The following is a 25,611-nucleotide window of genomic DNA, read 5'->3' on the forward strand; positions in this document are numbered from 1 at the left end:
CTGATTGTATTCAACCTACGGAATCCTAAAATCTAGATTTGGATAATTTATGCTCCATTAAATTAATAGTAAATAATTTATTTGCTATTTCTGTTAATGATAAAGTTTTAGTTAATTCTTCAGGTGAAATACAATGAAAAAATCTATCCTGTCAATATTGATGGTATGCGGAGCCGTGGCTGCAGATGCTTCGGCAAATAGCTGCACAGGCGAGCTGTATGGTATTAACTCTGGTCGAGGCCATTTAGGTTTCGTTTTTTCTATTGATGAACATACGCAAAGTGCAGCGATTCATTCAAAAGCTGCTTTCTCGTCAGCAGCTATAGCATTTGATAGTACAAGAAACCGACTTTATTACGTTTCAGCTCCACGACCGCTTTCGTATAAGCTTGATGTAAGTGAATTTAATTTAGCAAGTCATGAACTAGCTGACCTGCCAATTAAAAGTGAAAAGTATAAGTATACTCGTCTCGCTTACGTTGATATGGATACAAATGAGCACACAGTGTTTAGTCGCTCTAATTCGATGACTCGATTAGCTTATGATCCAAATCGTGATGTTATCTACGGCTCTAAAGGCAGTAAGTTTTATATTATTTCCCCAGATTCTGGTGAAACTCAGTTTGTAGGTAATATGACTGGCTATGGGAATAGTTCAGATATTCTTCGTGGTGATATGATTGTTAAAAACGGAGAAGTTTATTTAGTTTCTGCAACAAGCATTTTCTCTTTGAACCTTTCTACACTTGAGTTAACGAAAAAATCTGAACATGGCTTAACGACAGTGACCGGTGCTGCGCTTGATCAAAATGGTGAGCTGATTATTGCTCGAGAAGTTATTAACGATCAAGGTAATTACAATATAACTAAGCTGTATAAAGCATCAATTGAAACGGGTAAAACATGTGCAATGGGTACGTATCCTATGCGTATTAATGATTTAGCGTTAAACACACTTAAACCAGTTGCTTGTTATACCAAACCAACCTGTAGTACCGGTGCAGAGTCAGTTGTTATCACGAGTATTGATAAGCAACGAAAAGCGACTTGGCAAAATTACACATTGAATGCTTATTTATTTGATAAACCTGTCGCAAAACTTAAGAGTGCAGCAAATTTTGGTGAAGGTGGAATTGTAAATAAAACACTTACAATTAATCATGACTTTGCCGATGCAAACTCCATTACAGAAGCTGCAATCGATTCTTATGGCACAGATATCTTTTTTGTGGGGAGTTTTCATGATACAGATTTCACAGACGCTGAAGTTTCAGAGCTTTACAATTGGTCAAAGAAACCAGGTAACGTAACTATTATTGCAGCTGACTCTGACTTGCCGAATGAAAAAGTGTATGCAAAGTGGGGCTATACTGTCACGCGTGATGGTTATGTCGACGGCCCAAATACGCAAAACCCTGATGGTGTGGGTACTCATGCTCAGCAGGCTATTTTTGCTGGCCCATTTGGTGGTGTAACGAGTTTTTATCAAGCGGGTGGTGCGAAAGGCTATTTCTCTGAAATGCCAGCTGGTACTCAAGTATTAGCAGTTAATCAAGATGGTCTGCCTACAATTGTTATGGACCCAGAAACTGGCGATATTCTATTATCTGATAATGGTATTGTTAACACTCAAGATAAAGTTGAGAACTACACTCCAGGTACAGGTGTAACTAGCATGGCCGAACGGCTATTCTTAAACTTAATTAACTATGCAAGTGATATAGATTAATTATCCTTATTTAAGCTATCGTGAAGTCATTTACTTCACGATGGTAATTTATATAAATCGTCTCCCATCATAAATTCATTCTAATAAATAATAGTAGTGTTTAGTTTTCTTTTTAATCTGATTTAAATTGATGTGTGCGCTTATTTTTATGATTTATTTACAGCGCAGCCTTGATTTTAAAGTCTTGCTTTCGAATGGTTCTTTTTTGTTACTTTATTTTTGTTTTATCATTTTTAATTATTGATTATTGTGGATTGTTGTTAAAATCAAAATTTTCCTATTGTTTTGTTGTGATTTAAAAGTAAGTATTTACCTTGTGCTATATATATAAATTAATATTTGCTAACTTTTTATTTTTAATTGTTAGTAAATAAGTTTGATTTTATCTTTTTAGGTGAATATAAAATGAAAATCTCTATGTTATCGATAATGACACTTTGCACTGCACTTTCGTCGGGTGCCTATGCAAATACGTGTACCGGTGAGCTATATGGAATTAATTCTGGGCGAGGTGACTTAGGGATTGTCTTTTCCTTGAATGAACAAGATCAAAGTGCTGCGATTCATTCGAAAGCTAAGTTTTCCTCAGCAGCTATGGCGTTTGATAGTACTCGTAACCGCTTATATTATGTATCTGCCCCTAGACCACTAACATATCAGCTAGATCCTGGCTCTTTAAATTTGACCGATGAAGAACTAAAAGGCTTACCGATTAAAGGTAATAAATTTAAATATACCAAACTTGCATATGTGGATATGGCAACTGGTGAGCACGTAGAAGTTGGTCGTAGCAGCCCAATGACAAGACTTGCTTATGATCCTGAGCGAGATGTTATGTATGGCTCAAAGGGTAGCAAGTTTTACATTATCTACCCTGATTCAGGAGAGACTCAGTACGTAGGTGAAATGACGGGTTATGGTAGCAGCTCTGATATCCTTCGGGGCGACATAGTTATAAAAGATTCAAAGATTTATTTGATCTCTTCTAAAAGTATCTTCTCACTTGATTTATCAACATTACAATTAACTCGAATATCAAATCATGGGTTAGTAACTGTAACAGGCGCTGCGGTAGATCAAAACGGTGAATTATTGATTTCTCGTGAAGTAATTAATGATCAAGGACACTTCAATCTTACCAAACTTTATAAGGCATCTATCGAAACTGGTAATACTTGTGAAGTAGGTTCATTCCCAGTGCGTGTCAATGATTTAGCTATGGATACGATAAAACCAGTTGCTTGCTATAATAAAAAGTATACATGTAGCACTGAGCCAGAATCGATAGTCATCACTAGCATTGACCAAAACAGACAAGCCACTTGGCAAGGGTATACGCTTAACGGCTTGCTAATGCTTTGGGCCCTAGAAAAGTTAACTAGTACAGACAATTTCGGTGAAAATGGTGTTGTTCGTAAACCTCTATCAATAAATCATGATTTTGCAGCGGCAAATTCAATTACAGAGGAAGCATTAAATAATTACAACACCGATATCTTTTTTATTGGTAGTTTCAGGTTAAGTAATTTTACAGATGCAGAGCTCGATGAAGCCTATAATTGGTCATTAAAGAAAGGTAATGTTGCCATTATTGCTGGTGATGCTGATTACCCAGAGGAAAAAATATACACAAGATGGGGTTATAAAGTAACAGCAGAAGGTTACATTGATGGACCAAGTATGCCTAATCCAGCAGGAGAGAGTACCAAAGCACAGCAAAGAATGTTCGCAGGACCATTTGGAGAGGTAATTGAGTTTTATCAATCAGGTACAGCAAGAGGTTATTTTTCAGAGATGCCTGCGGGGGCCCAAGTCTTAGCTGTAAACCAACAAGGCTTGCCAACTATCGTAAAAGACCCTGCTACAGGCGATATTATCTTGGCTGATAGTGGAATGCTAACAATTCAATATAAATTAGAAAATATTACACAAGGCCCAAAAGTGACAAGTATGGCGGATCGTCTATTAATGAACTTGTTTAACTATGCCAGTGAGATAGATTAATTATTGCCAAGTTATGTAAAAATCGTGAAGTGTTAAAAGCTTCGCGATTTTTTATAAAACTAACGTTGATTCTATTACCAGCAGCCTGTAAGGGTATTTTTTACTTTATTAGAATGCTGTCTAAGAAATAAATAATTAATACCAACAAGTAATGTATGACTGATTGCTAAAAAAATTAACCATGACGATAAGCCTTGTGTTAACTGAGTAACTGTTACCATGCTAAGTAGCATTAAAATCAAAGATGAATTTAACACGGCTTGTAGCAACTGTTTAAAACGCAAATGTTTCCAGCGACTCCAAACAACCAACAAAAAAGCGGTTGTAGGGAGTGCAACTAATATACATTCAAATAAAATAATGAATAATTGCGTACTTTGATAAGCTGAATTTGTAGTAGCACCCTGAGTATGGCTTGAACTTAGCGAAATCAATCCAAGTATCACAACAGTAAATATATTTTTAATATTCATTTATAAACTCTAAACTCTAAACAGACTTAACTACCAATTTATGCATGTGCGCTAATAAGCTCTTTGGCATTAGCTCTTGCCATTTTACTAATGTTATCGCCTGCGAGTAGTCGTGCAATTTCATCAATACGACCATCTTTTGAAAGTTTATTCATTTGCGTAAAGGTTTCGCCATTTGCAATTTCTTTTGCTACAAAAAATTGTTGATGCCCAGAGCTAGCAACTTGCGGAAGGTGAGTCACACAAATAACTTGAGTTGATTTACCTAGTTGGCGTAAAAGCTTGCCGACAGCAGAGGCGGTTGGGCCTGAAATCCCCACATCTACTTCATCGAAAATCAGTGTAGGCGTAGTAACACGTTGAGCAATAATAACCTGAATAGCTAAACTAATACGTGATAACTCACCCCCAGAGGCTACCTTAGAGAGGGCTTGCATTGGTTGACCTGGGTTCGTCGACACCAAAAACGAAACCGTATCAAAGCCCATTGCACTCGGTGCTTTATCGGTAGTTTGTTGAATATCAATCGCAAATTTGCCGTTTTCCATAGATAAATTCGCCATGCTATCGCTGATTAGCTGATTAAGTGTCTCAGCGTAACTATGACGGCTTTCACTCAATAGTTGAGCTGCTTGTTTGTATTGCTTAAGGGCAGAACTAATTTCGCTTTCAAGAGCAACAAGGCGGTCACTGTTATAGCTGATTGATGCTAACTCTTCTGCAATCGACTGATGAAATTTAACAAGCTCTTCAGGTTTTATGTGATGTTTACGGGCAAGGTCCATAGCACCTGCTAAGCGGGTTTCTACTTCATCTAAACGGGCAGGATCTAAGTCAGTAACATCAACATAGCTGCGAATTTCACGACTTGCTTCTTCAACTTGCACTGCAGCTTCACTTAGTAGTGATGCAATACTTGATAAGCTTTCATCGTAGTTCGCAAGCTCAGCAAATTGCTGTGCGCTGTGTTGCAATAACGAACAAGCACTTTGTTCATCACTTTCGTATAAGTGTTGTAGCTCACGTTGGCATGACTCTAAGATGGTTTGACTATGGCTTAACTTGTGATGCTCAGCTTCAATCTCTTCAAACTCGCCAGGTTGCAGGGCAAATTCATCTAGCTCAGCTACTTGATATTCAAGTAATTGCTTTTGAGCGGCTTGTTGCTGTTGTTGTTGCTCAAGCTGGTTAAACTCTTTGAGTAATGCTTGGTAGGCTTTATAGCGTTCTTTAACATCAGCTAATAATTGATTGTGGCCAGCATAGGCATCAAGCAGATGTAATTGATGTTCAGCTTTTAATAAATGCTGATGGGCATGTTGTCCGTGAATAGAAATTAAATACTGACCTAACTCTTTTAACTGTGCAGCTGTAACTGAGCTGCCATTAATATAGCTCTTGCTGCGGCCATTTTTGCAAATAACACGGCGTAGTAAACATTCGCCTTCACTGTTTGAAAGTAAATGTTGCTCTAAAAAGTGTTGGGCAAGAGGGAGTTGGCTAATATCAAATTGTGCACAAATTTCTGCACGATCAGTACCTGGGCGAACAGCACCAGCATCAGCGCGTTCGCCTAAACATAAAGAGAGGGCATCAATTGCAATTGATTTCCCCGCACCTGTTTCACCTGTAATGGCTGTCATACCATTGTGCCACTCAGTACTTAAATTACTTACAATGGCAAAGTTTTTAATTTCTAACCCGATTAACATACTGTTTATCCATCCAGCTAATTAACTGTTAATTTATACAGTGTTTTCGGGTTTTGCAAATTAAATTTTTAAGCTTTGCTTAATTCTGACGGTTGATTTTGTGGTGTGGAATCATCTGGCGCTTGTGTGCTCTGGGCTGGCAGCTGATCGTCTTGTAAACCCACTGGAGGCTGATATTTAATTACTTCAATCAGTGATGGTAGGGCTTCTTGGTAAAACGATTTGTTATATTCAATGCCATTGTAAGGTAATTCAGCCATAAAATATTGTAGTCTGTCTGCAAGCTGATCAATCTGCTCAGGGCTTTGTGCTTTGCTGGCTTCCATAATGATAGTGTTGAGCAGTAAATCGCTAATGTACTCAAGGTAGGTCAGGTTTTCTTCATTATGAGCTTGAACAACAAAATAATTGCTGGTGATCATACTTAAGCGTTGAATATTCTTCGGACGAATTATCTTACTTTCGCTAAAATCAATTAATTTATCCTTAAAGTCACTGTTGATTTTTTTTACTCGCTGATTAAAGTGTTTTTTTTCAGCTTCAATAGCTTTACGACGGTTGCTCTCAACCATCCAGTAGCAACCTAGTAAGGTGATCAGTAATAATAGAGCAAGAAAAACGATATAGCTCATTTTGCCTTATAATCCTTAAAAAAATACAGCATTAAGTTTGATTATTTTGCGCTAATCACTGCGCCTTGGCAATCATTTAAGATAAAAAAGCCGCTTAAAATAAGCGGCTTCCCCAGTTTAACTTTTTTCTAAGTACGTTGTAGTAAGAGTACTCTTTTGGATGTATTAAACGCAGTCTTTTATCTGCTTTTTTTATCACCACTTCATCACCAGGTAACACAGCTAAAACTACATGACTGTCGCAGCTGACTTGTAAGCTATCGGTATTTTCAAGACTAAGTTTTAAGCGCACTTCATTATCCGCATCAACCACAAGGGGACGGCTTGATAGAGTGTGCGGGAACATCGGAACGAGTGAAATTGCGTTCAGCTCTGGAGTTAAAATAGGACCGCCACCAGAAAGTGAATAAGCTGTTGAACCCGTTGGCGTTGATACAATTAATCCATCAGAGCGCTGTGAAAACACAAAATCGTTGTTTATAAAGGCCTCAAACTCAATCATATGAGCGACTTTATCGGCGTGTAATACAGCTTCATTAACCGCCAAATTCGCACTTTTTAGTTCAGCATGACGATATACTTCAACTTCAAGCAAAAAGCGCTTTTCTTCGAGGAATTGGCCACTTAGCACTTGTTCAAGGCTGGCTTCGAAACCTTCAGGGTTTAAATCGGTTAAAAAGCCTAAATTGCCACGGTTTACACCTATTACGGCGACATCAAAACGCGCTAAAACTCTTGCTGCACCAAGCATATTGCCATCGCCGCCCACTACTATGGCTAAGTCTGCACGTTCACCTAAATCTACCAATTTAACTAGGTTTTCAGCAGGTACGTCTTCAAGCTGGCGGCCAGTGCGTTGTTCTACTAGTACTTCAAATCCTAACGCACGCAAGAATGTGTGCAAGCGACCAAGTGTGGCAGCCGCGGCACTGTGATTAGGTTTGCCAATTAGACCTATGGTTTTAAACGGTGAATCCATGTTATTTGCACTTAAACTTTCATATCGCTAGATTACATTAAAAATTAATGCTTTGAAAATAACTTGAAATAAACTTGATGCGCCCAAATATCCACTGGCAAGAAGCTAAATGAATAAATTATGAAATTAAATCCGCGTGACCAACAAATTTTTTCAGCTGTAATGAGCCTTTACTGTAATGGAGAAGGTCAGCCTGTTGCCTCAACTCGTATTGCCAAACAAAAAGGTATGGCAGTATGTTCAGCTACAGTGCGTAATGCAATGGCACGGCTTGAAAAAGTGGGCTTATTATATTCGCCCCATACGTCAGCAGGCCGTGTGCCTACCAATGCTGGGTTTGATTATTGGCTCACAGAGTTTTTTGCTCTGCCTGAAATCGCAACATATTGGCAGCCTGAACAAGCACAATTAGTTGAGCTTGCCCATGGTTTAAGTCAACGCTATAAAGTGTGTTGCTGTGTGGGATTACCTCAAGTCAGCTCACAGCTGGTTTTCCGAGTAGAGGTGCTAGATTTTGATGGTAGTAATTGGCTTATTCTATTAATTGATAGAGCAGGGCAGAGCCATAATATTTGTATTACCAAACCTGAAGACTCATCTGATGCCGTTCGCTATCAGTTTGCCACTTGGCTCAATACTGTATTTAGCCAGCAAACCTTAATGGAAGGTTTATATCGTATGCAGGCAATGGCAGGCACTGCACCACATAATTGCCATGACTCACTGACACAATGGACTCGGCAATTAAGTCAAAAGCTTGGTTCAGACAATAGCATTGTAGTGGGTGAAAACTACCTTTACCGCCAAGTTGATTGCCAGACCAGTTTAAATATAGGTGTATCATTTTTAAATTTTGTTGAAGATAAACTCGCATTTAAAAATGGTTTATCGGTTTTAAATACAGAACAATTACCATTTACAGATTGTAATGAGCTGATGGTGATCAGCGTTCCATATTTTAATAACCATGAATACCAGAGTCGATTTTGTGTAATTTGTCCAAAATCAGCGCAAATAGAAGCAATCATCCAAGAATTTAAGTTAATCGGCTCATCAGCCTCTTGAATCTTTTAATTCAATCCCCATAATTACCGCAGTTGTAAAGAATTGGAGCATGTAAGCTATGTCTGAGCAGACAAAATCACCAGAGCAAGAAGTTGAACTAAACGAAGAATTTGAGCAAATGCAAGCTGAAGTAGAAGCTGCAGAAAAAGCAGCTGAGCAAGTTGATGGCGAAGAAATGAGCCCTGAAGCTGAAATTGCATTACTACACAGCGAACTAGAGGCAGCTAAACAAACGATTAACGACCAAAAAGACAGTGTTGTTCGTGCTGCAGCAGATGTTGAGAACATGCGTCGTCGTGCCGCTCAAGATGTAGAAAAAGCGCATAAGTTTGCACTTGAAAAGTTTGCTAACGAATTACTACCAGTTATCGATAACCTAGAGCGTGCTATTGAGTTTTCTGATAAAGAAAATGAGCAGCTTAAGCCTGTCCTTGAAGGTATCGAGATGACAGTTAAAAGCTTTAATGATGCAGTATCAAAATTCGGTGTTGAAATTGTTAACCCTCAGGGTGAGCAATTTAATCCTGAATTCCATCAAGCAATGTCAATTCAGCCAAGCAATGATGTAGCACCTAATACTGTTCTTGCAGTAATGCAGAAAGGTTATACATTAAATGGCCGTTTATTACGTCCAGCAATGGTTATGGTATCGAAAGAAGCTGAATAAGCTTTAAAGAGATATAAAAAATGCCTGTTAATTACAGGCATTTTTTTTGATAGCAATCGTGTTAAGTTACCGACCATTTAGCTCGCTAGGATGGTTAAATATTTAAGTCGATTGGTATCGTTTTCGATGCCAAAGCTGCACTAGTAAGATAAGTATCAGTGCGCTGAACATCATCGCAGAAAATGGAATGGCACTTTGAGGGTGAACAAAGGCAAGGATAGGACCAACTAAAGCGCCACTGCCGAATCTTAATGTACCAATAACGGCTGTTGCAGTACCTGACTTTTCCTCAAACTGCATTAGTATCAATGAGTCTGCATTACTCGCTACAATACCTAAGCTCATCATCAGTGGTGCGATGCTTGCAACGATAAAATACAATGATAAATGCATCACACTGAATAACAGTAATGCCCCACCAGAAACGAAGCCAATGGCAAGGCCAATAAATAAAAGCTTACGAGAACCCAAGCGCGGCACTAAACGTGTATTCATAAAGTTACCGAACATTAAAGCCAACACGTTAAAGGCGAATAACACCCCGAACAATTGCTCATCTACTTTAAAAAAATCGAGATATACATAAGGTACCGATGTTAAAAAGCAAAAGAATGCAAATGAGGCAAACATTGAGCTGGCAATATCGGCAAGGGCGCTACGACGGGAAAATACCGTTTTATAACTATTAAAGAACAGTGCCAAGCCACGTTGCTGACTCTTAAAGATTGGAATATCGATTAAATGAATTTGCACTAAAGCTAAAATTGCAAAGCTATAGACAGCTAAGGTAATAAAAATGACCTGCCAGGTTGAAATACCCATGATCAATGAGCCAAGAGTAGGAGCAATGAGCGGGGCAACCATCATGATCATTGATACGTAAGACATACCCTTGGCGGTGTTTTCTCGATAAATGTGGCGAATAATACCCGGCACAACGACCGTTGCAGCGGCGCCAGTGAATGCTTGTACCGCCCTGAGAGATAAAAATAATTCGATATTAGAACAAAACGCCAGTGCTAATGAGCTTATACCAAATAGTGCTAAGCCAACCTTAGCGAGTAATCGCCTGCCAAGTTCATCGGCTATCGGGCCAAAAAACAGCATACCAAGGGCATAACCCGCTAAATAAATACTGAGTGATATTTGCACATTTGGCATGGTTGTTTGTAGGTCGTTGGCAATTACCAACATTGCCGGTAAATATAAATCAATTGCCAAAGGCGTAATCGCGACAATACTTGCCAGTAAAGGCAATAAAATGCGTTTATTTAAAGTCTCAGGGGAAGGCATTGTTTACTCATTCATCAAACATTAGGTCACTATTGTAGCAGTGTGAATCACTGTGGTGAACTTAGTTTGCCTGCTAAGTAAAAGAATTAACTAAATAATAACAACTGAGTGGGTGATTGTTCATTTTCATATAAAATTAAGCAATGCTTTGCTATATTGATCAAAATTACACTAAGTATTTGAAGGACTAGTATGAAAAAGTTAATCATGGCAGTGTTAGCCACCGCTGTTTTAGCTGGCTGTAAAACCTCTCCAACAGGGCGCACGCAAATCGCGCTATATTCAGACCAACAGATGAGTCAAATGGGTCAAGCAAGTTTTGCTGAAATGAAAAAAACGCAACCTGTTAATACTGATCCAAGTGTCAATGCTTATGTGAAGTGTATTGCTGATGATGTTATTGCAGTTTTACCTAACGAGTATGCAAAGCAGTCTTGGGAAGTCGTTGTGTTTGAAGAAGATTCAGCGAATGCATTTGCATTACCAGGTGGTTATATTGGCGTTCATACAGGTTTATTAAAAGTTGCTGTAAACCAAGACCAACTTGCAACAGTACTAGGTCACGAAGTAGCACACGTTATTGCTGAGCACTCTAATGAACGTGTATCACAAAATGCACTGTTACAAACAGGCCTGCAAGTTGGTGGTGCAGCACTTGATATGGGTAATGTGCAATATCGAGGCGAAATTATGCAAGCTTTGGGGTTAGGTGCCCAATTTGGTGTAGTGCTGCCGTTTAGCCGCTCACATGAATCAGAAGCAGATATTGTCGGCCTAGATTTAATGGCAAAAGCAGGGTTTAACCCAGAGCAATCAGTATCGCTTTGGCAAAATATGAGTGCAGCAGGCAGTAGCGGCACCCCAGAGTTTATGTCGACTCACCCAGCACCGGGTAACCGAATTAAAGAGCTACAAAAGCATATGTCGGATGCATTAAAAGCCCAAAAAGCTGCTAAAGCAAAAGGCAAAAACCCACAGTGTAAACTGTAATAAAAATTATCTAGGAATTAAAAAAGCCTGTAGTCTAGCTGACTACAGGCTTTAATTTTTTCAGCTTTCAGCTTATTAGAACGTCCACTCAACGTGAAGTTGTGGTACTGATTCAGTTGTGTCTGTACCTAGTTTGTTGTGCCAGTATTGCCACTCAAGGCCTAGTAGTAGCGTATTTTCTTTCATGCTCATTGCGTGACCTAAATCCCACGTGATGATTGGCTGCGCTAAAATCCACGCTTTAACATCTTCGCCAAATTCGTTTTCACGCTCAGCAATGTATTCAACATGGCCCGTTACGTTGAACTTTTGTGAGCCGATAGTGAATGGGTAGCCCCATGCAACATCAATCATCCAGCTATTTGTTTCAGTGGGGGCACCACCGCGTGCTACGCCTTCACTGTCATCGATATAAGCGGTAAATAAAGTAGATAAAAAGCTAAAGCCAGGTGCCTGCCAGCTAAGTTTTACACCTGGTAAATACTTAAGAACTTTAGAATCGCCTGCAGCATTAAAACCTGCAGTTAAACCTACATCAGCAATTGCGCCGTATGAGAAGTCACTGTCAGAGATTTTTGATAAGCTGAATGTTGAGTACCACTCGCCGTAAAAGTCTTTATCTTGATAGCCATCCTGACGGTCGTCATTGCTGTAATCAATAAAAAAGAAGTTATCGCCATAGTCGTAACCAGAAGCGTGTTGCAATGAAACAACCGTGGTATTTGACTTAGTTAATGAAAACGGATTTTTGTGTTCACCGTTATTAACGTGTAATTGCGTAGAGCTCCAATTAGCGGCATAGCCTGAAGTACTTACTGCACATAGCGCAGCAACAGAAAGGATCTTTTTCAAGTTCATATCTCAATATTGATGGTGTAAAGGGGATACAAAGGGAGGATTATAGCAGATACGCCCTAAATTGGGCGTATCTTGGCAAAAATTATTTAACTTAAGCTTTATTCCGACGTAAGCAAATTACAGCCACAGCTGTAAAGGCAAGAATAAAGCAATAGTAAGATGAAGTAGACACCTGCCAAGGGCTAATTTTGAAAGTCGCACCGAGAAGTAACGCTTGTGCGCCATAAGGTAGTGAGCCTTGTGTTACACAAGCAAAAATATCAAGTAAGCTTGCTGAACGCTTACCAGTAATTTCGCCATCATCCGCTAATTTTTTAGCAATTGGGCCAGCAACAATGATTGATACCGTATTATTAGCAATACATAAGTTACTGGTCATCACCAGTGCCGCAATACCTAATTGATCCGCGACCTTACGGTGCCATTTTGCAATGATTTTCGTAATTGCTTGAATTTTGTTAGCAATATAATCAAGTCCACCATTAATACGGATAAACTCTGAAAGGCCACCAATAAACATCGATAGCAAGAAAATTTCCTGCATATCAGTAAAACCTTTATAGACATCCTTAACAAAACTGGCACCTTCATAGCTGCCAGTAAAGCCCATTAGTGCAGCGAAGATAATACCGCTAAACAGCACCACAAAGACGTTAAAGCCCATTACTGCGAGTACTAAGATAAAGGCATAAGGTAACACTAATAAAATATCGAAATCTTGTGTTTCTACAGCTTCAGCTGCAGGCGTTAAGAAGAATAACAAACCGATAGTTAATGCTGCAGCGGGTAAGGCAATTTTTAAGTTCTCACGGAATTTATCTTTCATTTCACAGCCTTGCGTACGGGTTGCAGCAATAGTTGTGTCAGAAATGATTGATAAGTTATCACCAAACATTGCACCCGATACAATCGTGCCTGCCATCAATGATGGATCAATGCCTGTTTTTTGGGCGACTGCATAAGCAATCGGGCCAATAGCACCGATAGTCCCCATTGAAGTACCCATTGCAGTCGACACAACCGCAGCGATTAAAAATAATCCAGGTAGTAATAAAGCTGGCGGAATAAGTGATAAACCCGCATTAACAACGGCATCGACACCACCCGTTGCACCTGCAACGGCAGAAAACGCACCGGCAAGCAGATAAATCAAACACATAGTGATGATGTTGCTATGGCCCGCACCTTTAATAAAGGTTTCAACACTATGGTTGATGGTATTTCTATTTAAGATAAAAGCCAGCATGATGGCAGGTAAAATTGCCACAGGGGCAGGCAATTGATAGAAGGCGTAATCGACACCTTGAGACTGTAAGTATAAGCCAGCGCCTAAAAATAAGCCGACAAACACCAAAAGCGGCAGCAAAGAAAGTTTTGCTTTTGTTTTATTAAATGATGGCTGCATCATATTCCTCGTTAGATAACCAATAACACAGCCAAATACTTCTTTTAGCTGTATTTAGTTGCCTGCATTCTCAAAAGACAATGCTGTTGCAACAGCGCCCGCAAGCCAAAGACCAAATCGGCGCAAAGGAAGAAGTTTAAATGTATAGATGGCTAAATGCAAAGACTATCTGTTATTATTGTTGTTCTATTAATAAATCTAAAATTAGCTCTGTATTTTTTATAAGCTAACCTGACTATTACATGAGTTTTCGATAAAATCCAGCCAGCTAAGAAGAATAGATAAGGTAACTATATGAACCGCATAGGTGTATTTGGCGCAAACGGCCGCATGGGACTTGCACTTTTAGAAGCAGTCTCAAAAAAAAATGACGCAACATTAACGGGCGCGTACGTGCGTGATAACTCGCCACTTTTAGATATAGCGGTTAATCAATTAAACAGTGCTGCATCAGCGGATGTATCATTTAGTAAAGAAACAGAAGTAAAAGATGCTGATGTATTAATTGATTTCACCTTACCGGCAGGAATGCGCAACCACTTGCAAATAGCGGTCGAAAAAAATATCGCAATGGTAATTGGTACCACGGGCCTCAACCAAGATGATATTGATGCCCTCAATGAAGCAGCGAAACACATTCCGATTGTTTTTGCTCGCAACTATAGCGTAGGTGTGAATTTACTGCTTAACTTAGTGCAGACTGCGGCTGTGAAGTTTGGTGATGACATGGACATTGAAATATTTGAAGCCCATCATCGTCATAAAATTGATGCGCCATCAGGGACTGCATTGGCAATTGGTGAAGCTATTGCCGAGGCAAAAGGCTGGCAGCATGATGAAGTCGCGCGTTTTGATAGAAGCAATGACGAACACGCAAAATCGCAAAATGAAATCGGTTATTCGGTCATGAGAGGCGGAGATATAGTAGGTGAACACACCGCATATTTCGCAACTTCTGGCGAAAGGCTAGAATTAACTCATAAAGCAAGTTCAAGAATGACCTTCGCGTTAGGTGCTGTAAGAGCTGCGGGCTGGTTGAAAAACAAACCAGCTGGACTTTATGACATGCAAGATGTGCTTGACTTGAAGTAGTTTAGTTTCTTTTTTGGCAGTTTCAGTGAATTTTTAGTTAATAACGCTTATTTTTACTATTTTATTAATTAAGATTAGATCTGAAAGCTAATTTACTGTAGAATAGTGCCAATTTGCCAAAAATTCATAAATGCGTGTTTCCAATCGCTTTAAACGGGCAGTAGAGCAAATGACTTTACTCCCGTTTTTTACTGTTAGGAGGTTAACTTGACTAAATCCGCTCTGTTAGTCCTAGAAGACGGCACAGTGTTTCGCGGTACTGCAATCGGCGCTGACGGCATGTCAGTCGGTGAAGTAGTATTCAATACGTCTATGACTGGTTATCAAGAAATTTTGACTGACCCTTCATACGCGGAACAAATCGTAACTTTGACGTACCCACATATCGGTAATACGGGTACTAACAGCGAAGACGAAGAAGCGGGTCAAATCTGGGCTAAAGGCCTAGTGATCCGTGATTTGCCACTGCTAGCAAGTAATTTCCGTAACGAGCAATCGTTAAGTGATTACTTAAAAGAACGCAATATCTTAGGTATTGCAGACATCGACACTCGTAAATTAACACGTATCTTACGTGATAAAGGCGCTCAAAATGGTTGTATCATTGCAGGCGACGAGTTAGATGAGAATAAAGCGCTTGAAGCTGCGCAAGCCTTCCCAGGCTTAAAAGGCATGGATTTAGCAAAAGTTGTCTCAACCAAGGAAAATTTTGAGTGGCGCGAATCAAGCTGGACTTTAGGTTCAGGCTTTAAAACGCTAGAAGCAGCAGACGAGAAGTTCCACGTTGTTGCTTATGACTTCGGTGTTAAACGAAATATCTTACGTATGTTAGTTGACCGCGGTTGTAAATTAACTGTCGTTCCTGCACAAACATCTGCAGAAGATGTACTGGCATTAAACCCAGACGGTATCTTCTTATCAAATGGCCCTGGTGATCCAGAGCCGTGTACTTACGCGATTGAAGCCATTAAAACTTTCCTAGAAACAGACACGCCAATTTTTGGTATCTGTTTAGGTCACCAATTACTTGCACTTGCTTCAGGTGCACAAACGGTGAAAATGAAGTTTGGTCACCACGGTGGTAACCACCCAGTTAAAGACCTTGACCGCAATGTTGTAATGATCACAGCGCAAAACCACGGTTTCGCAGCTGACGAAGCAACATTACCAGCGAATTTACGTGCAACTCACGTTTCATTATTCGATGGCACCCTACAAGGTATTCACCGCACAGATAAGCCTGCATTTAGCTTCCAAGGTCACCCAGAAGCAAGCCCAGGTCCACATGATGCGGCGCCATTATTTGACCACTTCATCGACTTGATGCAAGCACGTTCTAACTAATTTAACCGGAGTAACAATGCCAAAACGTACCGACATAAAAAGCATTCTTATCTTAGGCGCAGGCCCGATCGTAATCGGTCAAGCTTGTGAATTTGACTACTCTGGTGCACAAGCGTGTAAAGCACTACGAGAAGAAGGCTTTCGAGTAATTCTTGTAAACTCGAACCCTGCAACTATCATGACTGACCCTGAAATGGCGGATGCGACGTACATCGAACCAATTCACTGGGAAGTGGTAGAGAAAATCATTGAAAAAGAAAAGCCAGATGCAGTACTACCTACTATGGGTGGTCAAACAGCATTAAACTGTGCGCTTGACTTAGATAAGCACGGCGTACTGGCAAAACACGGTGTTGAGCTAATCGGTGCAACTGCTGATGCAATCGATAAAGCTGAAAACCGTGAGCGTTTTGACGTAGCAATGAAGAACATTGGCCTTGAGTGTCCGCGTGCAGAAATCGCTCACTCAATGGAAGAAGCACACGATGTTCTTAGTCGCATCGGTTTCCCATGTATCATTCGTCCATCATTCACTATGGGTGGTACTGGTGGTGGTGTTGCATACAACCAAGAAGAATTTGATGAAATTTGTGAGCGTGGTTTAGATTTATCACCAACAAATGAACTTTTAATCGATGAATCATTAATCGGTTGGAAAGAGTACGAAATGGAAGTTGTTCGTGACAAAAACGACAACTGTATCATCGTATGTTCTATCGAAAACTTTGACCCTATGGGTGTTCACACTGGTGACTCAATCACGGTTGCTCCAGCGCAAACACTAACTGATAAAGAATACCAAATCATGCGTAATGCATCGATGGCGGTACTTCGTGAAATCGGTGTTGAAACAGGTGGTTCAAACGTACAGTTTGGTGTGAATCCAGTTGATGGCCGTATGGTTATCATCGAGATGAATCCACGTGTATCGCGTTCGTCTGCACTAGCATCAAAAGCAACAGGTTTCCCAATTGCGAAAATCGCAGCGAAACTAGCTGTTGGTTACACGCTTGATGAGCTACAAAACGACATCACTGGCGGTAAAACACCAGCGTCTTTCGAGCCGTCGATCGACTACGTTGTTACTAAGATCCCACGTTTTAACTTCGAAAAATTCGCAGGTTCAAACGACCGTCTAACAACACAGATGAAATCTGTGGGTGAAGTTATGGCGATTGGTCGTAACCAACAAGAGTCACTGCATAAAGCATTACGTGGCCTAGAAGTAGGCGCAACGGGCTTCAACCCAGTTGTAGCCCTGGATGATCCGAAAGCAAAAGAAAAAATCATCCGTGAATTACGTGAGCCAGGTGCTGAGCGTATTTGGTACGTAGCAGATGCAATGCGTCACGGTATGAGCGTTGAAGAAGTTTTCGAACTAACTAAGATTGACCCTTGGTACCTAGTGCAAATCGAAGACATCTTAAAAGACGAAGCAACAATCAGCGAAGTAGGTATGGCTGGTTTAAATGCTGAGTTCTTACGTAAGCTTAAGCGTAAAGGCTTTGCTGATGCGCGTATCGCTGAAATTGCAGGTGTTTCTGAAGCAGAAATTCGCAAGAAGCGTCACCAGTTAGATATCGTGCCTGTATACAAGCGCGTTGATACCTGTGCTGCAGAGTTCAGCTCTGACACAGCTTATATGTACTCATCTTATGATGAAGAGTGTGAAGCGAATCCATCTGACAAAGATAAAATCATGGTAATCGGTGGTGGCCCTAACCGTATCGGTCAAGGTATCGAATTCGATTACTGTTGTGTTCACGCTGCATTAGCTTTACGTGAAGATGGCTACGAAACAATTATGGTTAACTGTAACCCTGAAACTGTTTCAACTGACTACGATACATCTGATCGTCTATTCTTCGAGCCAATCACGCTAGAAGATGTATTAGAAATCGTACGTGTTGAAAAGCCAAAAGGTGTTATCGTTCAGTACGGTGGTCAAACTCCACTGAAACTTGCTCGTGAACTTGAAGCGAATGGCGTGCCAGTAATTGGTACTTCACCAGATGCAATCGACCGTGCAGAAGACCGTGAGCGTTTCCAACAGCTTGTTGAGCGTCTAAACCTTCTTCAACCAGAGAATGCAACGGTTACTTCTTTAGAAGAAGCGATTGTTAAGTCTGCTGAAATTGGCTTCCCACTCGTAGTACGTCCTTCGTACGTACTAGGTGGTCGTGCGATGGAAGTAGTTTATGATGAAGACGATTTACGTCGTTACATGACTGAAGCGGTATCTGCATCAAATGAAGCGCCAGTACTACTTGACCATTTCTTAGATAACGCAATCGAAGTTGACGTTGACGCTATCTGTGACGGTGAGCAAGTAATCATCGGTGGTATCATGGAGCATATCGAGCAAGCAGGTGTTCACTCAGGTGACTCAGCGTGTTCATTACCAGCTCACTCATTAACAGCCGAAGTGCAAGACGTGATGCGTAAGCAAGTGACTGATATGGCTCTAGAGCTTGGCGTAGTAGGTCTAATGAATACTCAGTTTGCTGTGAAAGACGGTAAAGTTTACTTAATCGAAGTAAACCCACGTGCTGCGCGTACAGTACCGTTTGTTTCAAAAGCGACAGGTGTTGCACTTGCTAAAGTAGCGGCACGTTGTATGGCAGGTCAGTCGCTGGCAAGTCAAGGTATTACAAAAGAAGTAATCCCACCTTACTACAGCGTAAAAGAAGTGGTACTGCCATTTGCTAAGTTCCAAGGTGTTGACCCAATCCGTGGCCCTGAAATGCGCTCAACGGGTGAGGTAATGGGTGTTGGTGAAACTTTCGCCGAAGCATTCGCTAAAGCACAATTAGGTGCAAGCAACACTTTACCACGCGGTGGTCGCGCGTTACTATCGGTACGCAACAGTGACAAACCACGTATTGTTGAACTAGCTAAAACCATGACTGAACTTGGTTTCGAGCTAGATGCGACAGGTGGCACTGCAAAAGCACTTGAAGAAGCAGGCATTGCAGTTCGTCGCGTGAACAAGGTATACGAAGGTCGTCCTCATATTCTTGATAGAATTAAAAATGGTGAATACAGCTACATTGTAAACACTACTGAAGGCCGCCAAGCGATTGAAGATTCGAAGGTGTTACGTCGTGGTGCGTTACAGCATAAGACTAACTACACAACGACTCTGAACGCGGCATTTGCTAACTGTACTGCAAACCAAGCAGACGACCGTAGCAAGGTGACGTCAGTTCAGGAACTACACCAGCGAATGAACTAAGGAAATGTGCCAAGGGCGAGGCAATCGCCCTTGGGATTAAGTGAGAATAATATGCAATCAATTCCGATGACAGTTCGTGGTGCAGCATTACTGCGCGAAGAACTTAACGAATTAAAAACAGTTACCCGTCCAAAAATCGTTGCTGATATTGCTGAAGCACGTGAGCACGGTGATTTGAAAGAAAACGCTGAATACCATGCTGCTCGTGAGCAACAAGGTTTCTGCGAAGGCCGTATTCAAGAAATTGAAGCGAAGCTTTCAAATGTGCAAATCATTGATGTAACTAAAATGCCTAACACAGGTAAAGTTATTTTTGGCACAACGGTCACTATCGTTAATGTTGAAACCGATGCTGAAGTAAAATACCAAATCGTAGGCGATGATGAAGCAGATATCAAAAACAACCTGATTTCTGTTAACTCACCAATCGCGCGTGGTTTAATTGGTAAAGAGGTAGATGATGCCGTTATCATTAAAACGCCAAACGGTGAAGTAGAGTACGAAATCATTGAAGTTGAGTATATTTAGTAGCTTAACCAAGCATTGATAAAAACCGCAGTTATATACTGCGGTTTTTTTATACCTGTTTACATGCGTGGATTTATTCGGTACGTTGACTACAAGACAGTCGTAATGAAGGAGTAATAATGGCGAAAATTCAGTATCCTAAACCGCTTGTTCAAGGCGATAAAATAGCCATATGTGCTTTTTCATCAGGTGTAGATACAGCGTTTCATACGCGTTTAGACTTAGTACTTAATGGCTTAACAGCCAAAGGTTTTACTGTCATTGAGGGTGCCTGCTTGCGTCAGTCACACAATAGTGCAAAGCAACGTGCTGATGAGCTAATGGAGTATTTAACTGATGATTCAATAGCAGCCATCATGCCACCTTGGGGGGGCGATCTCACCATGGAGATTTTACCGCTTCTCGACTTTAATGCGATAAGTAAAGCAAGGCCTAAATGGTTGGTTGGCTTTTCAGATATAAGCACTTTTGCATGTGCATTAACAACTCGTTGTGGCTGGGCAACCTTGCACGCTGCGAATTTAATGCAAATTCACCCTGACGATTCAGATGTTTATTTAGCAAATATATTCAGTGCAATGTCACTTGAAGAAAAACAGCAACTGCACCAAGTCGCGTCTCCTTATTATCAGCAAAAACCAATTGATTATAAAGCCGATCCGCAAGCTCAATTTGACTATACAGCCCCGAGTCAATGGCGCTGTATTAACTATAAAGATAAACGCCAGATTGAAGTTTCAGGGCGTTTAATCGGCGGTTGCTTAGATACTCTTGGCTTGTTGCTACCCTCAAATTACTATGCATTGCATGAATTTAAAAAGCAGTATGCACCAGAGGGCTTAATTTTGTATTTAGAAAATGCAGAGCTCAGCCCGATGGCATTAGCACGTTGTTTGTTATCGTTAAAGTTGAATGATGTATTCACCGATGTAAATGCGGTGGTATTCGGCCGCAGTCCAGCAATTAATAACGACTGCTATTTTGATGAATACCAAGCAATCGAACTCGCATTTAAAGGTAATTTGTTCCCAGTTATTGTTGATGCGGACATTGGTCACGTTGCCCCTAATTTAGCATTAATAAATGGAGCAGTTGCCACAATAACTGCAGACTTATGTGAAGGTATGGCGAGTAATATCATTGTAAAGACAGACTTAAAATAACAATTATGCAGGCAAAGCCTGCATAATTTATAGGTTTTATACTACAGTAATTACCGCGTCTTTATCTAAACGAGATTTTGGTAATGTAGCATTATAATCTTGCTCTGGTTCGTGATAACCAATAGCGAGTGCCACTTCACATACATAACCATCTAACTCATCAGCAAATAGTTCACCGAGTAAGTCTTTATCGACGCCTTCCATCGGTGTTGAATCTAAACCTAAACGAGCCACAGTATGCATAGTATTACCTAATGCAATGTAGGTTTGAGATTTAGTCCAAGCAGCGTTATCGCCATGGTCATCAGTATTTAAATCAACAAATGCGAACGCACCAAACGCCTGCTCTTTGTTTTCAGCTTTTGTGCGACCATTAGCAATATCTGCATCGATGACTTTTTCATAGTCATCACGTTTATAACTTGGGTTATAAGCAAATAAAATAGTATGTGATGCAGTTTTTGCATGTACCTGATTAAACTGAAACTTATTTGCAAAACTATCGTGGAAACGTTGTTTTGCTTGCTCTGATTCGATGACTATAAACTTCCATGGTTGAGAATTAATAGACGATGGCGATAAGCGTAAAGCTTCTAAAATTACAGCTAAGTCTGCTTGGCTAATTTGCCTTGATGCGTCGTAGCGCTTACTTGTGTATCGGCGTTGTAAGTCAGAAATAATAGGGTGTGTCATGATTTGCTCCCGCATGTATAACAATTAGGTGCAGTTTACGCTTTGCATACTTTACGATAAAGCGCATAATCGAATAAACATTATCAAAAATTTTTAGTTAATATGCTGGTTGAAGATCTCAAATTAATCCTCAAGGTTGCAGAGTTTCGCAGTATTACAACCGCTGCGGCAAAATTAGACATGCGTGCTGCAACCGCTAGTGCAGCAATTAAGCGCGTTGAAGCAGCTCTTGGTACTGAATTGTTTGTTCGTACTACTCGCCATTTACGTTTATCGGCGTCAGGGGAGCGTTTTTTGCCTCAGTGTCAGCAAGCGGTGCTCATGCTAGAGCAAGCGACACTTGCCTTAAAAGGCGAGCATGATGAAATAGAAGGTGAACTAAGAGTTGCATTATCTTCAGATTTAGGCCGCAACATTATTATTCCTTGGTTAGATGAGTTACTTGATGAATATCCAAAGCTGAGTATGCGTCCTCATATTAGCGATAGTAATGTCGACTTTTACCGAGACTCTGTTGATTTTGCGCTCAGATATGGCTCGCCATCAGACTCGAACTTATATGGCTTTAAAATTTGTAATGTTCCTCGGTTGTTATGTGCAACCCCAGAGTACCTTGCCGAATATGGAGCGCCGACACATCCTGATGAATTAAACCAGCATCAAGGTTTATTTTATCAACTTCAAGATATCATCAACAATGTTTGGGAATTTACCGATGGAACAGAGCGTTTTAAAGTGAAAATGCAAGGCCGCCGAGCGTCTAATGATGGAGATTTAGTAAGACGTTGGTGTGTGGCTGGTAAAGGTCTAGCTGTTAAATCATGCATTGATATCAGTGATGATTTACTTAAAGGTCGGGTCGTGCCGGTTATGCAAAATTACCCTCACTTATGTGCCGAGCTTTGGTTAATCTGTCCAAGTCGACAATCTATAACACCTGCGGTTCGTTTAGTTCGTGATATATGTCGAGCAAAAACCAAGGCGATTCTCACTCAACTGATTGAAAAAGACATTTTAGATAAGCGGGTACTCGATAACTAATTATTTTAGGTATTGAGTTACAAGGCTTATTTATTGTAATTTCTCAATTGCTTGTTTAGCGCTTTCACTGTCAGGATTCAAGTTAAGAGCATTTTTGTAACTTGCCAATGCTTTTTGTTTATCGCCGACTGCTAAATATGCTTCACCTAAACTGTCATAAGTGTTTGCTGATTCTGGATAAGATTGATTGTTGAGTTCAAATACAGTAATTGCGGCATCTAGTTCTTTCATCTGCATTAATTCATAACCCAAGTAGTTTAACGACCTTTCTCTTGGCGTATTCCCATCATTCACCATTTGCTTATAGGTTTTCTTGAGCCCTTTAATACCTTCACTTTTAAATGCTTTATAAAGCTTGCTATCTACATGTTCTGTCGCTTTTTCATAAGGTTTGTCATAGTAGATTGCAAAGAGACCGTTAGTCATGGGGGTGAGAGGTGCACCACCCGTGTTATTTAGAATGACAATAAGTAATTTGTCTTCGATAATTCTACTTATAAACGCATTGAAACCATTGATACCACCGCCATGTTGAATACGTGTTAGGGGTTTTCCGTAAATGTTTTTATCGAGCTTTGTTACTTCCCAACCAAGCGCATAATTTCTTTGCCCAGAAACTTGATACATCTGCTTTTTATATGCGTCGTTTAATAACTTATCTGAGTAAAGGGCTTGATCCCATTTTAGTAAATCCCGCGCTGTTGAATACATTGACCCAGCTGCATACGGGATAGACATATCTAAATAATCGGTGTTGCTATAACCAGCTAGCCCGTTGTCGTATCCAGAGGCGCGAAATTTAATGATTTTATTGTGGGAATCATAGCCTGTATCCTTCATTTTAAGTGGGTCTAAAATATTCTGCTGTAATACCTCTTTATATTTTTGGCCAGTTACCTTTTCAATTACCGCACCCAAAATAAAATAGCCAGAATTGCTATAACGAAATTCAGTGCCAGGTTCGAACACTAGATCATCACTACATAGCAAGCGAATAAATTCATCAACACTGTAGGGGTTTCGGCTGTACTCATCACGAAACGATTTTGCTTGGGTATAATTACCAAGACCAGAGGTATGATTAAGTATTTGGCGAAGAGTAATTTTATTGGCAATATCTTGTCTGTATTCAGGAAGGTATGTTGCAAGATGATCATCGAGTTTAAGCTTGTTATTTTGTGCCAATTGCAGGATTAACATGGCGGTAAACTGTTTGGTTATTGAGCCAATTCTAAACTTACTTTTATCACTATGCTTTATATCCCACTCAAAGTTGGCATAGCCAAAGCTTTTTTCAAACAGTACTTTTCCATCCTTTGCAACTAATACATTGCCGTTAAACTGCTTGTATTCATGAAAGCCTTGAATAAAGTCGGCCATCTCTGTTTGCTTATTTTGGCTATGGGCAAGGCTTGAAATTGCGAGTAAATAAAAAACTACAAGCAATCTTAATTTCTTAAAGTGTATGTTCATTGCTATCCTTGTTATTTGTTGGTTACATTAATCTATGTAAAACCTCATTGCGCATGGCTTGATTGATAAGGCTTACCATTCTTGTGTGGTCTAAATCACTGTAATGCACAACAGAGACGCTCTCATTTTGAAGTGCTTGCCAATAATCAGCGGGGCTTATTAGATCACCGTTACTGACATAGAGAGTTGTACTAACTGATGGTTGTCTGTCATTGAGTAGGGCGATTAAATCAAGTTGTGTTTCATCAATACCACTGTTTTGAATTACATTTTTTTGCTGCGATTTTCCCTTGTTCACAATAACTTAGCAATCAAGCAAAAATAATGCAATCGGATGATCTTTAAACAAGGATTATATGAAGGTTGTATTACCACCTCGCGGTAAATCCTCGGTTATCTATATGTACAAAACCACCGTGATGGGAGGCGGGTCTATAGCGCCCTATACCACCATTATAACGGCTTTGTTTTTGAAATTTTTCGAACACTTTATAAAGTACATCTACATCAGCAACTGTCAGTTTGCCGTCGCCATTTAAATCGTCCATTCGGCCATTACTATCTTCGTCTATGTATAAATCGAAAGCATCGCCATATTGGTGTCGACTATGTTTGCCATTACCAATTGAGCGATTGTAGTGGGGTGTTCTATAGCCGCTGATAAAGGCAAACTTGCTGACTTTAATCCCTTCACTTTGTACAAACTTGAGTAGTTCTTCGAGCATCATCAAGCCACCGTTGTTGACATAAAGATATTTTGGAAAGCCACTCACTTGCTTACAAATTATATTTTTAACTTGCACATGAGGAGTCAGCTGGCGTGATAAGTCTTTCTCAAAAATTTCAATAAACCCGTTTGGTGCACTGTATTGTGTGTAGCCTTTATAGGGCGTAGGGTAGAGGCCTATTTGGTAATTATTTAACTGTTTATTGTTTGCATTGAATGGTTTTTTAACAATCACAAGTAGGTGTTTACTGGTTTCATCGTTACTCAATACTAGGTTATAAAATCCTGCATTTTCTGGGGCGTAAATTGCAATGCTATTTGGCCCTAATCGCTCAGTCTCAACGTCTGATACTGCAGTTGGAGCAAAATCAGCCGTGTTATCAAGTGTTAGAACCTGTTTTGCATCAAGAACAATGCTGTGCAGCGAGTCGCTTAATTCAATGGCAGCAACAGAGCATGTAGTTAACGCGAAGAACACACTTAAAATAATACGGCTGAAATACATAGT

General features: G+C 40.2%; 22 protein-coding genes. 11 read left to right on the plus strand and 11 right to left on the minus strand.

The window, feature by feature from the left end; all coding sequences use genetic code 11:
* Nucleotides 1–133 precede the first annotated feature (133 nt).
* Nucleotides 134–1,729, plus strand: a complete 1,596-nt coding sequence (locus EVU92_RS11155) for a hypothetical protein (protein ID WP_130051280.1) — start codon at nucleotides 134–136, stop codon at nucleotides 1,727–1,729.
* A 405-nt stretch (nucleotides 1,730–2,134) separates the two neighbouring features.
* Entirely contained in the window at nucleotides 2,135–3,733 is a 1,599-nt protein-coding gene (locus EVU92_RS11160; RefSeq protein WP_130051281.1) for a hypothetical protein, read from the plus strand.
* Between the two features lie 74 nt (nucleotides 3,734–3,807).
* On the opposite strand, the gene EVU92_RS11165 is transcribed toward EVU92_RS11160, so the two are convergent.
* The 4 genes from EVU92_RS11165 to nadK all read right to left on the minus strand — a co-directional run bounded on the left by EVU92_RS11165 (nucleotide 3,808) and on the right by nadK (nucleotide 7,529).
* Nucleotides 3,808–4,206, minus strand: a complete 399-nt coding sequence (locus EVU92_RS11165) for a hypothetical protein (RefSeq protein WP_130051282.1) — start codon at nucleotides 4,204–4,206, stop codon at nucleotides 3,808–3,810.
* Between the two features lie 38 nt (nucleotides 4,207–4,244).
* A complete protein-coding gene (gene recN, locus EVU92_RS11170; protein ID WP_130051283.1) occupies nucleotides 4,245–5,918 on the minus strand; it encodes a DNA repair protein RecN in 1,674 nt (557 codons plus the stop codon).
* Nucleotides 5,919–5,986: 68 nt separating this feature from the next.
* A complete protein-coding gene (locus tag EVU92_RS11175) occupies nucleotides 5,987–6,550 on the minus strand; it encodes a hypothetical protein (RefSeq protein WP_130051284.1) in 564 nt (187 codons plus the stop codon).
* Nucleotides 6,551–6,644: 94 nt separating this feature from the next.
* Nucleotides 6,645–7,529, minus strand: coding sequence for an NAD(+) kinase (gene nadK / locus EVU92_RS11180; protein ID WP_130051285.1), 885 nt, complete (start codon nucleotides 7,527–7,529; stop codon nucleotides 6,645–6,647).
* 120 nt (nucleotides 7,530–7,649) lie between these two features.
* On the opposite strand from nadK, the gene EVU92_RS11185 reads away from it, so the two are divergent.
* Both EVU92_RS11185 and grpE read left to right on the plus strand, forming a co-directional pair.
* Nucleotides 7,650–8,594 carry an HrcA family transcriptional regulator gene (locus EVU92_RS11185; protein WP_130051286.1) on the plus strand — a complete coding sequence of 315 codons (945 nt, stop codon included), beginning with the start codon at nucleotides 7,650–7,652 and terminating at the stop codon, nucleotides 8,592–8,594.
* A 58-nt stretch (nucleotides 8,595–8,652) separates the two neighbouring features.
* On the plus strand, nucleotides 8,653–9,261 hold the full coding sequence (gene grpE, locus EVU92_RS11190; RefSeq protein WP_054551515.1) for a nucleotide exchange factor GrpE: 609 nt from the start codon (nucleotides 8,653–8,655) through the stop codon (nucleotides 9,259–9,261).
* Nucleotides 9,262–9,363: 102 nt separating this feature from the next.
* Here the strand turns inward: grpE and EVU92_RS11195 are convergent, their stop codons facing one another.
* Nucleotides 9,364–10,554: a Bcr/CflA family efflux MFS transporter gene (locus tag EVU92_RS11195; protein WP_130051287.1), complete on the minus strand. Its 1,191-nt coding sequence runs from the start codon at nucleotides 10,552–10,554 to the stop codon at nucleotides 9,364–9,366.
* A 192-nt stretch (nucleotides 10,555–10,746) separates the two neighbouring features.
* Between EVU92_RS11195 and EVU92_RS11200 the strand changes: the two genes are divergently transcribed.
* The gene (locus EVU92_RS11200) at nucleotides 10,747–11,544 is read left to right on the plus strand and encodes a M48 family metallopeptidase (RefSeq protein WP_130051288.1); all 798 of its coding nucleotides are present in this window, start codon (nucleotides 10,747–10,749) and stop codon (nucleotides 11,542–11,544) included.
* 75 nt (nucleotides 11,545–11,619) lie between these two features.
* Here the strand turns inward: EVU92_RS11200 and EVU92_RS11205 are convergent, their stop codons facing one another.
* On the minus strand, nucleotides 11,620–12,402 hold the full coding sequence (locus EVU92_RS11205) for a nucleoside-binding protein (protein ID WP_130051289.1): 783 nt from the start codon (nucleotides 12,400–12,402) through the stop codon (nucleotides 11,620–11,622).
* A 91-nt stretch (nucleotides 12,403–12,493) separates the two neighbouring features.
* A complete protein-coding gene (locus tag EVU92_RS11210; RefSeq protein WP_130052276.1) occupies nucleotides 12,494–13,807 on the minus strand; it encodes a Na+/H+ antiporter NhaC family protein in 1,314 nt (437 codons plus the stop codon).
* Between the two features lie 294 nt (nucleotides 13,808–14,101).
* Between EVU92_RS11210 and dapB the strand changes: the two genes are divergently transcribed.
* The 5 genes from dapB to EVU92_RS11235 all read left to right on the plus strand — a co-directional run bounded on the left by dapB (nucleotide 14,102) and on the right by EVU92_RS11235 (nucleotide 21,169).
* Nucleotides 14,102–14,899, plus strand: a complete 798-nt coding sequence (dapB, locus tag EVU92_RS11215) for a 4-hydroxy-tetrahydrodipicolinate reductase (RefSeq protein WP_130051290.1) — start codon at nucleotides 14,102–14,104, stop codon at nucleotides 14,897–14,899.
* Nucleotides 14,900–15,106: 207 nt separating this feature from the next.
* Nucleotides 15,107–16,243 carry a glutamine-hydrolyzing carbamoyl-phosphate synthase small subunit gene (gene carA, locus EVU92_RS11220; RefSeq protein ID WP_055020805.1) on the plus strand — a complete coding sequence of 379 codons (1,137 nt, stop codon included), beginning with the start codon at nucleotides 15,107–15,109 and terminating at the stop codon, nucleotides 16,241–16,243.
* 16 nt (nucleotides 16,244–16,259) lie between these two features.
* A complete protein-coding gene (gene carB / locus EVU92_RS11225; RefSeq protein ID WP_130051291.1) occupies nucleotides 16,260–19,478 on the plus strand; it encodes a carbamoyl-phosphate synthase large subunit in 3,219 nt (1,072 codons plus the stop codon).
* A 51-nt stretch (nucleotides 19,479–19,529) separates the two neighbouring features.
* Nucleotides 19,530–20,006, plus strand: a complete 477-nt coding sequence (gene greA / locus EVU92_RS11230) for a transcription elongation factor GreA (RefSeq protein ID WP_054551507.1) — start codon at nucleotides 19,530–19,532, stop codon at nucleotides 20,004–20,006.
* A 119-nt stretch (nucleotides 20,007–20,125) separates the two neighbouring features.
* Nucleotides 20,126–21,169 (plus strand): S66 peptidase family protein, encoded by a 1,044-nt coding sequence (locus tag EVU92_RS11235; protein WP_130051292.1) that lies wholly within the window; start codon nucleotides 20,126–20,128, stop codon nucleotides 21,167–21,169.
* 36 nt (nucleotides 21,170–21,205) lie between these two features.
* Here EVU92_RS11235 and EVU92_RS11240 read toward each other — a convergent pair whose 3' ends face one another.
* A complete protein-coding gene (locus EVU92_RS11240) occupies nucleotides 21,206–21,862 on the minus strand; it encodes a nitroreductase family protein (RefSeq protein ID WP_130051293.1) in 657 nt (218 codons plus the stop codon).
* A gap of 102 nt (nucleotides 21,863–21,964) precedes the next feature.
* On the opposite strand from EVU92_RS11240, the gene EVU92_RS11245 reads away from it, so the two are divergent.
* A complete protein-coding gene (locus EVU92_RS11245) occupies nucleotides 21,965–22,903 on the plus strand; it encodes a LysR family transcriptional regulator (RefSeq protein ID WP_130051294.1) in 939 nt (312 codons plus the stop codon).
* A 30-nt stretch (nucleotides 22,904–22,933) separates the two neighbouring features.
* On the opposite strand, the gene EVU92_RS11250 is transcribed toward EVU92_RS11245, so the two are convergent.
* The 3 genes from EVU92_RS11250 to EVU92_RS11260 form a co-directional block, all read right to left on the minus strand.
* A complete protein-coding gene (locus EVU92_RS11250; RefSeq protein WP_130051295.1) occupies nucleotides 22,934–24,376 on the minus strand; it encodes a serine hydrolase in 1,443 nt (480 codons plus the stop codon).
* 22 nt (nucleotides 24,377–24,398) lie between these two features.
* Nucleotides 24,399–24,674: a hypothetical protein gene (locus EVU92_RS11255; protein WP_130051296.1), complete on the minus strand. Its 276-nt coding sequence runs from the start codon at nucleotides 24,672–24,674 to the stop codon at nucleotides 24,399–24,401.
* A gap of 70 nt (nucleotides 24,675–24,744) precedes the next feature.
* Complete coding sequence (locus EVU92_RS11260; RefSeq protein WP_130051297.1) at nucleotides 24,745–25,608, minus strand: D-Ala-D-Ala carboxypeptidase family metallohydrolase; 864 nt, start codon at nucleotides 25,606–25,608, stop codon at nucleotides 24,745–24,747.
* Between the last annotated feature and the right edge of the window lie 3 nt (nucleotides 25,609–25,611).

The sequence above is a fragment of the Pseudoalteromonas sp. MEBiC 03485 genome (genome assembly GCF_004195145.1).
Taxonomy (GTDB): domain Bacteria; phylum Pseudomonadota; class Gammaproteobacteria; order Enterobacterales; family Alteromonadaceae; genus Pseudoalteromonas; species Pseudoalteromonas apostichopi.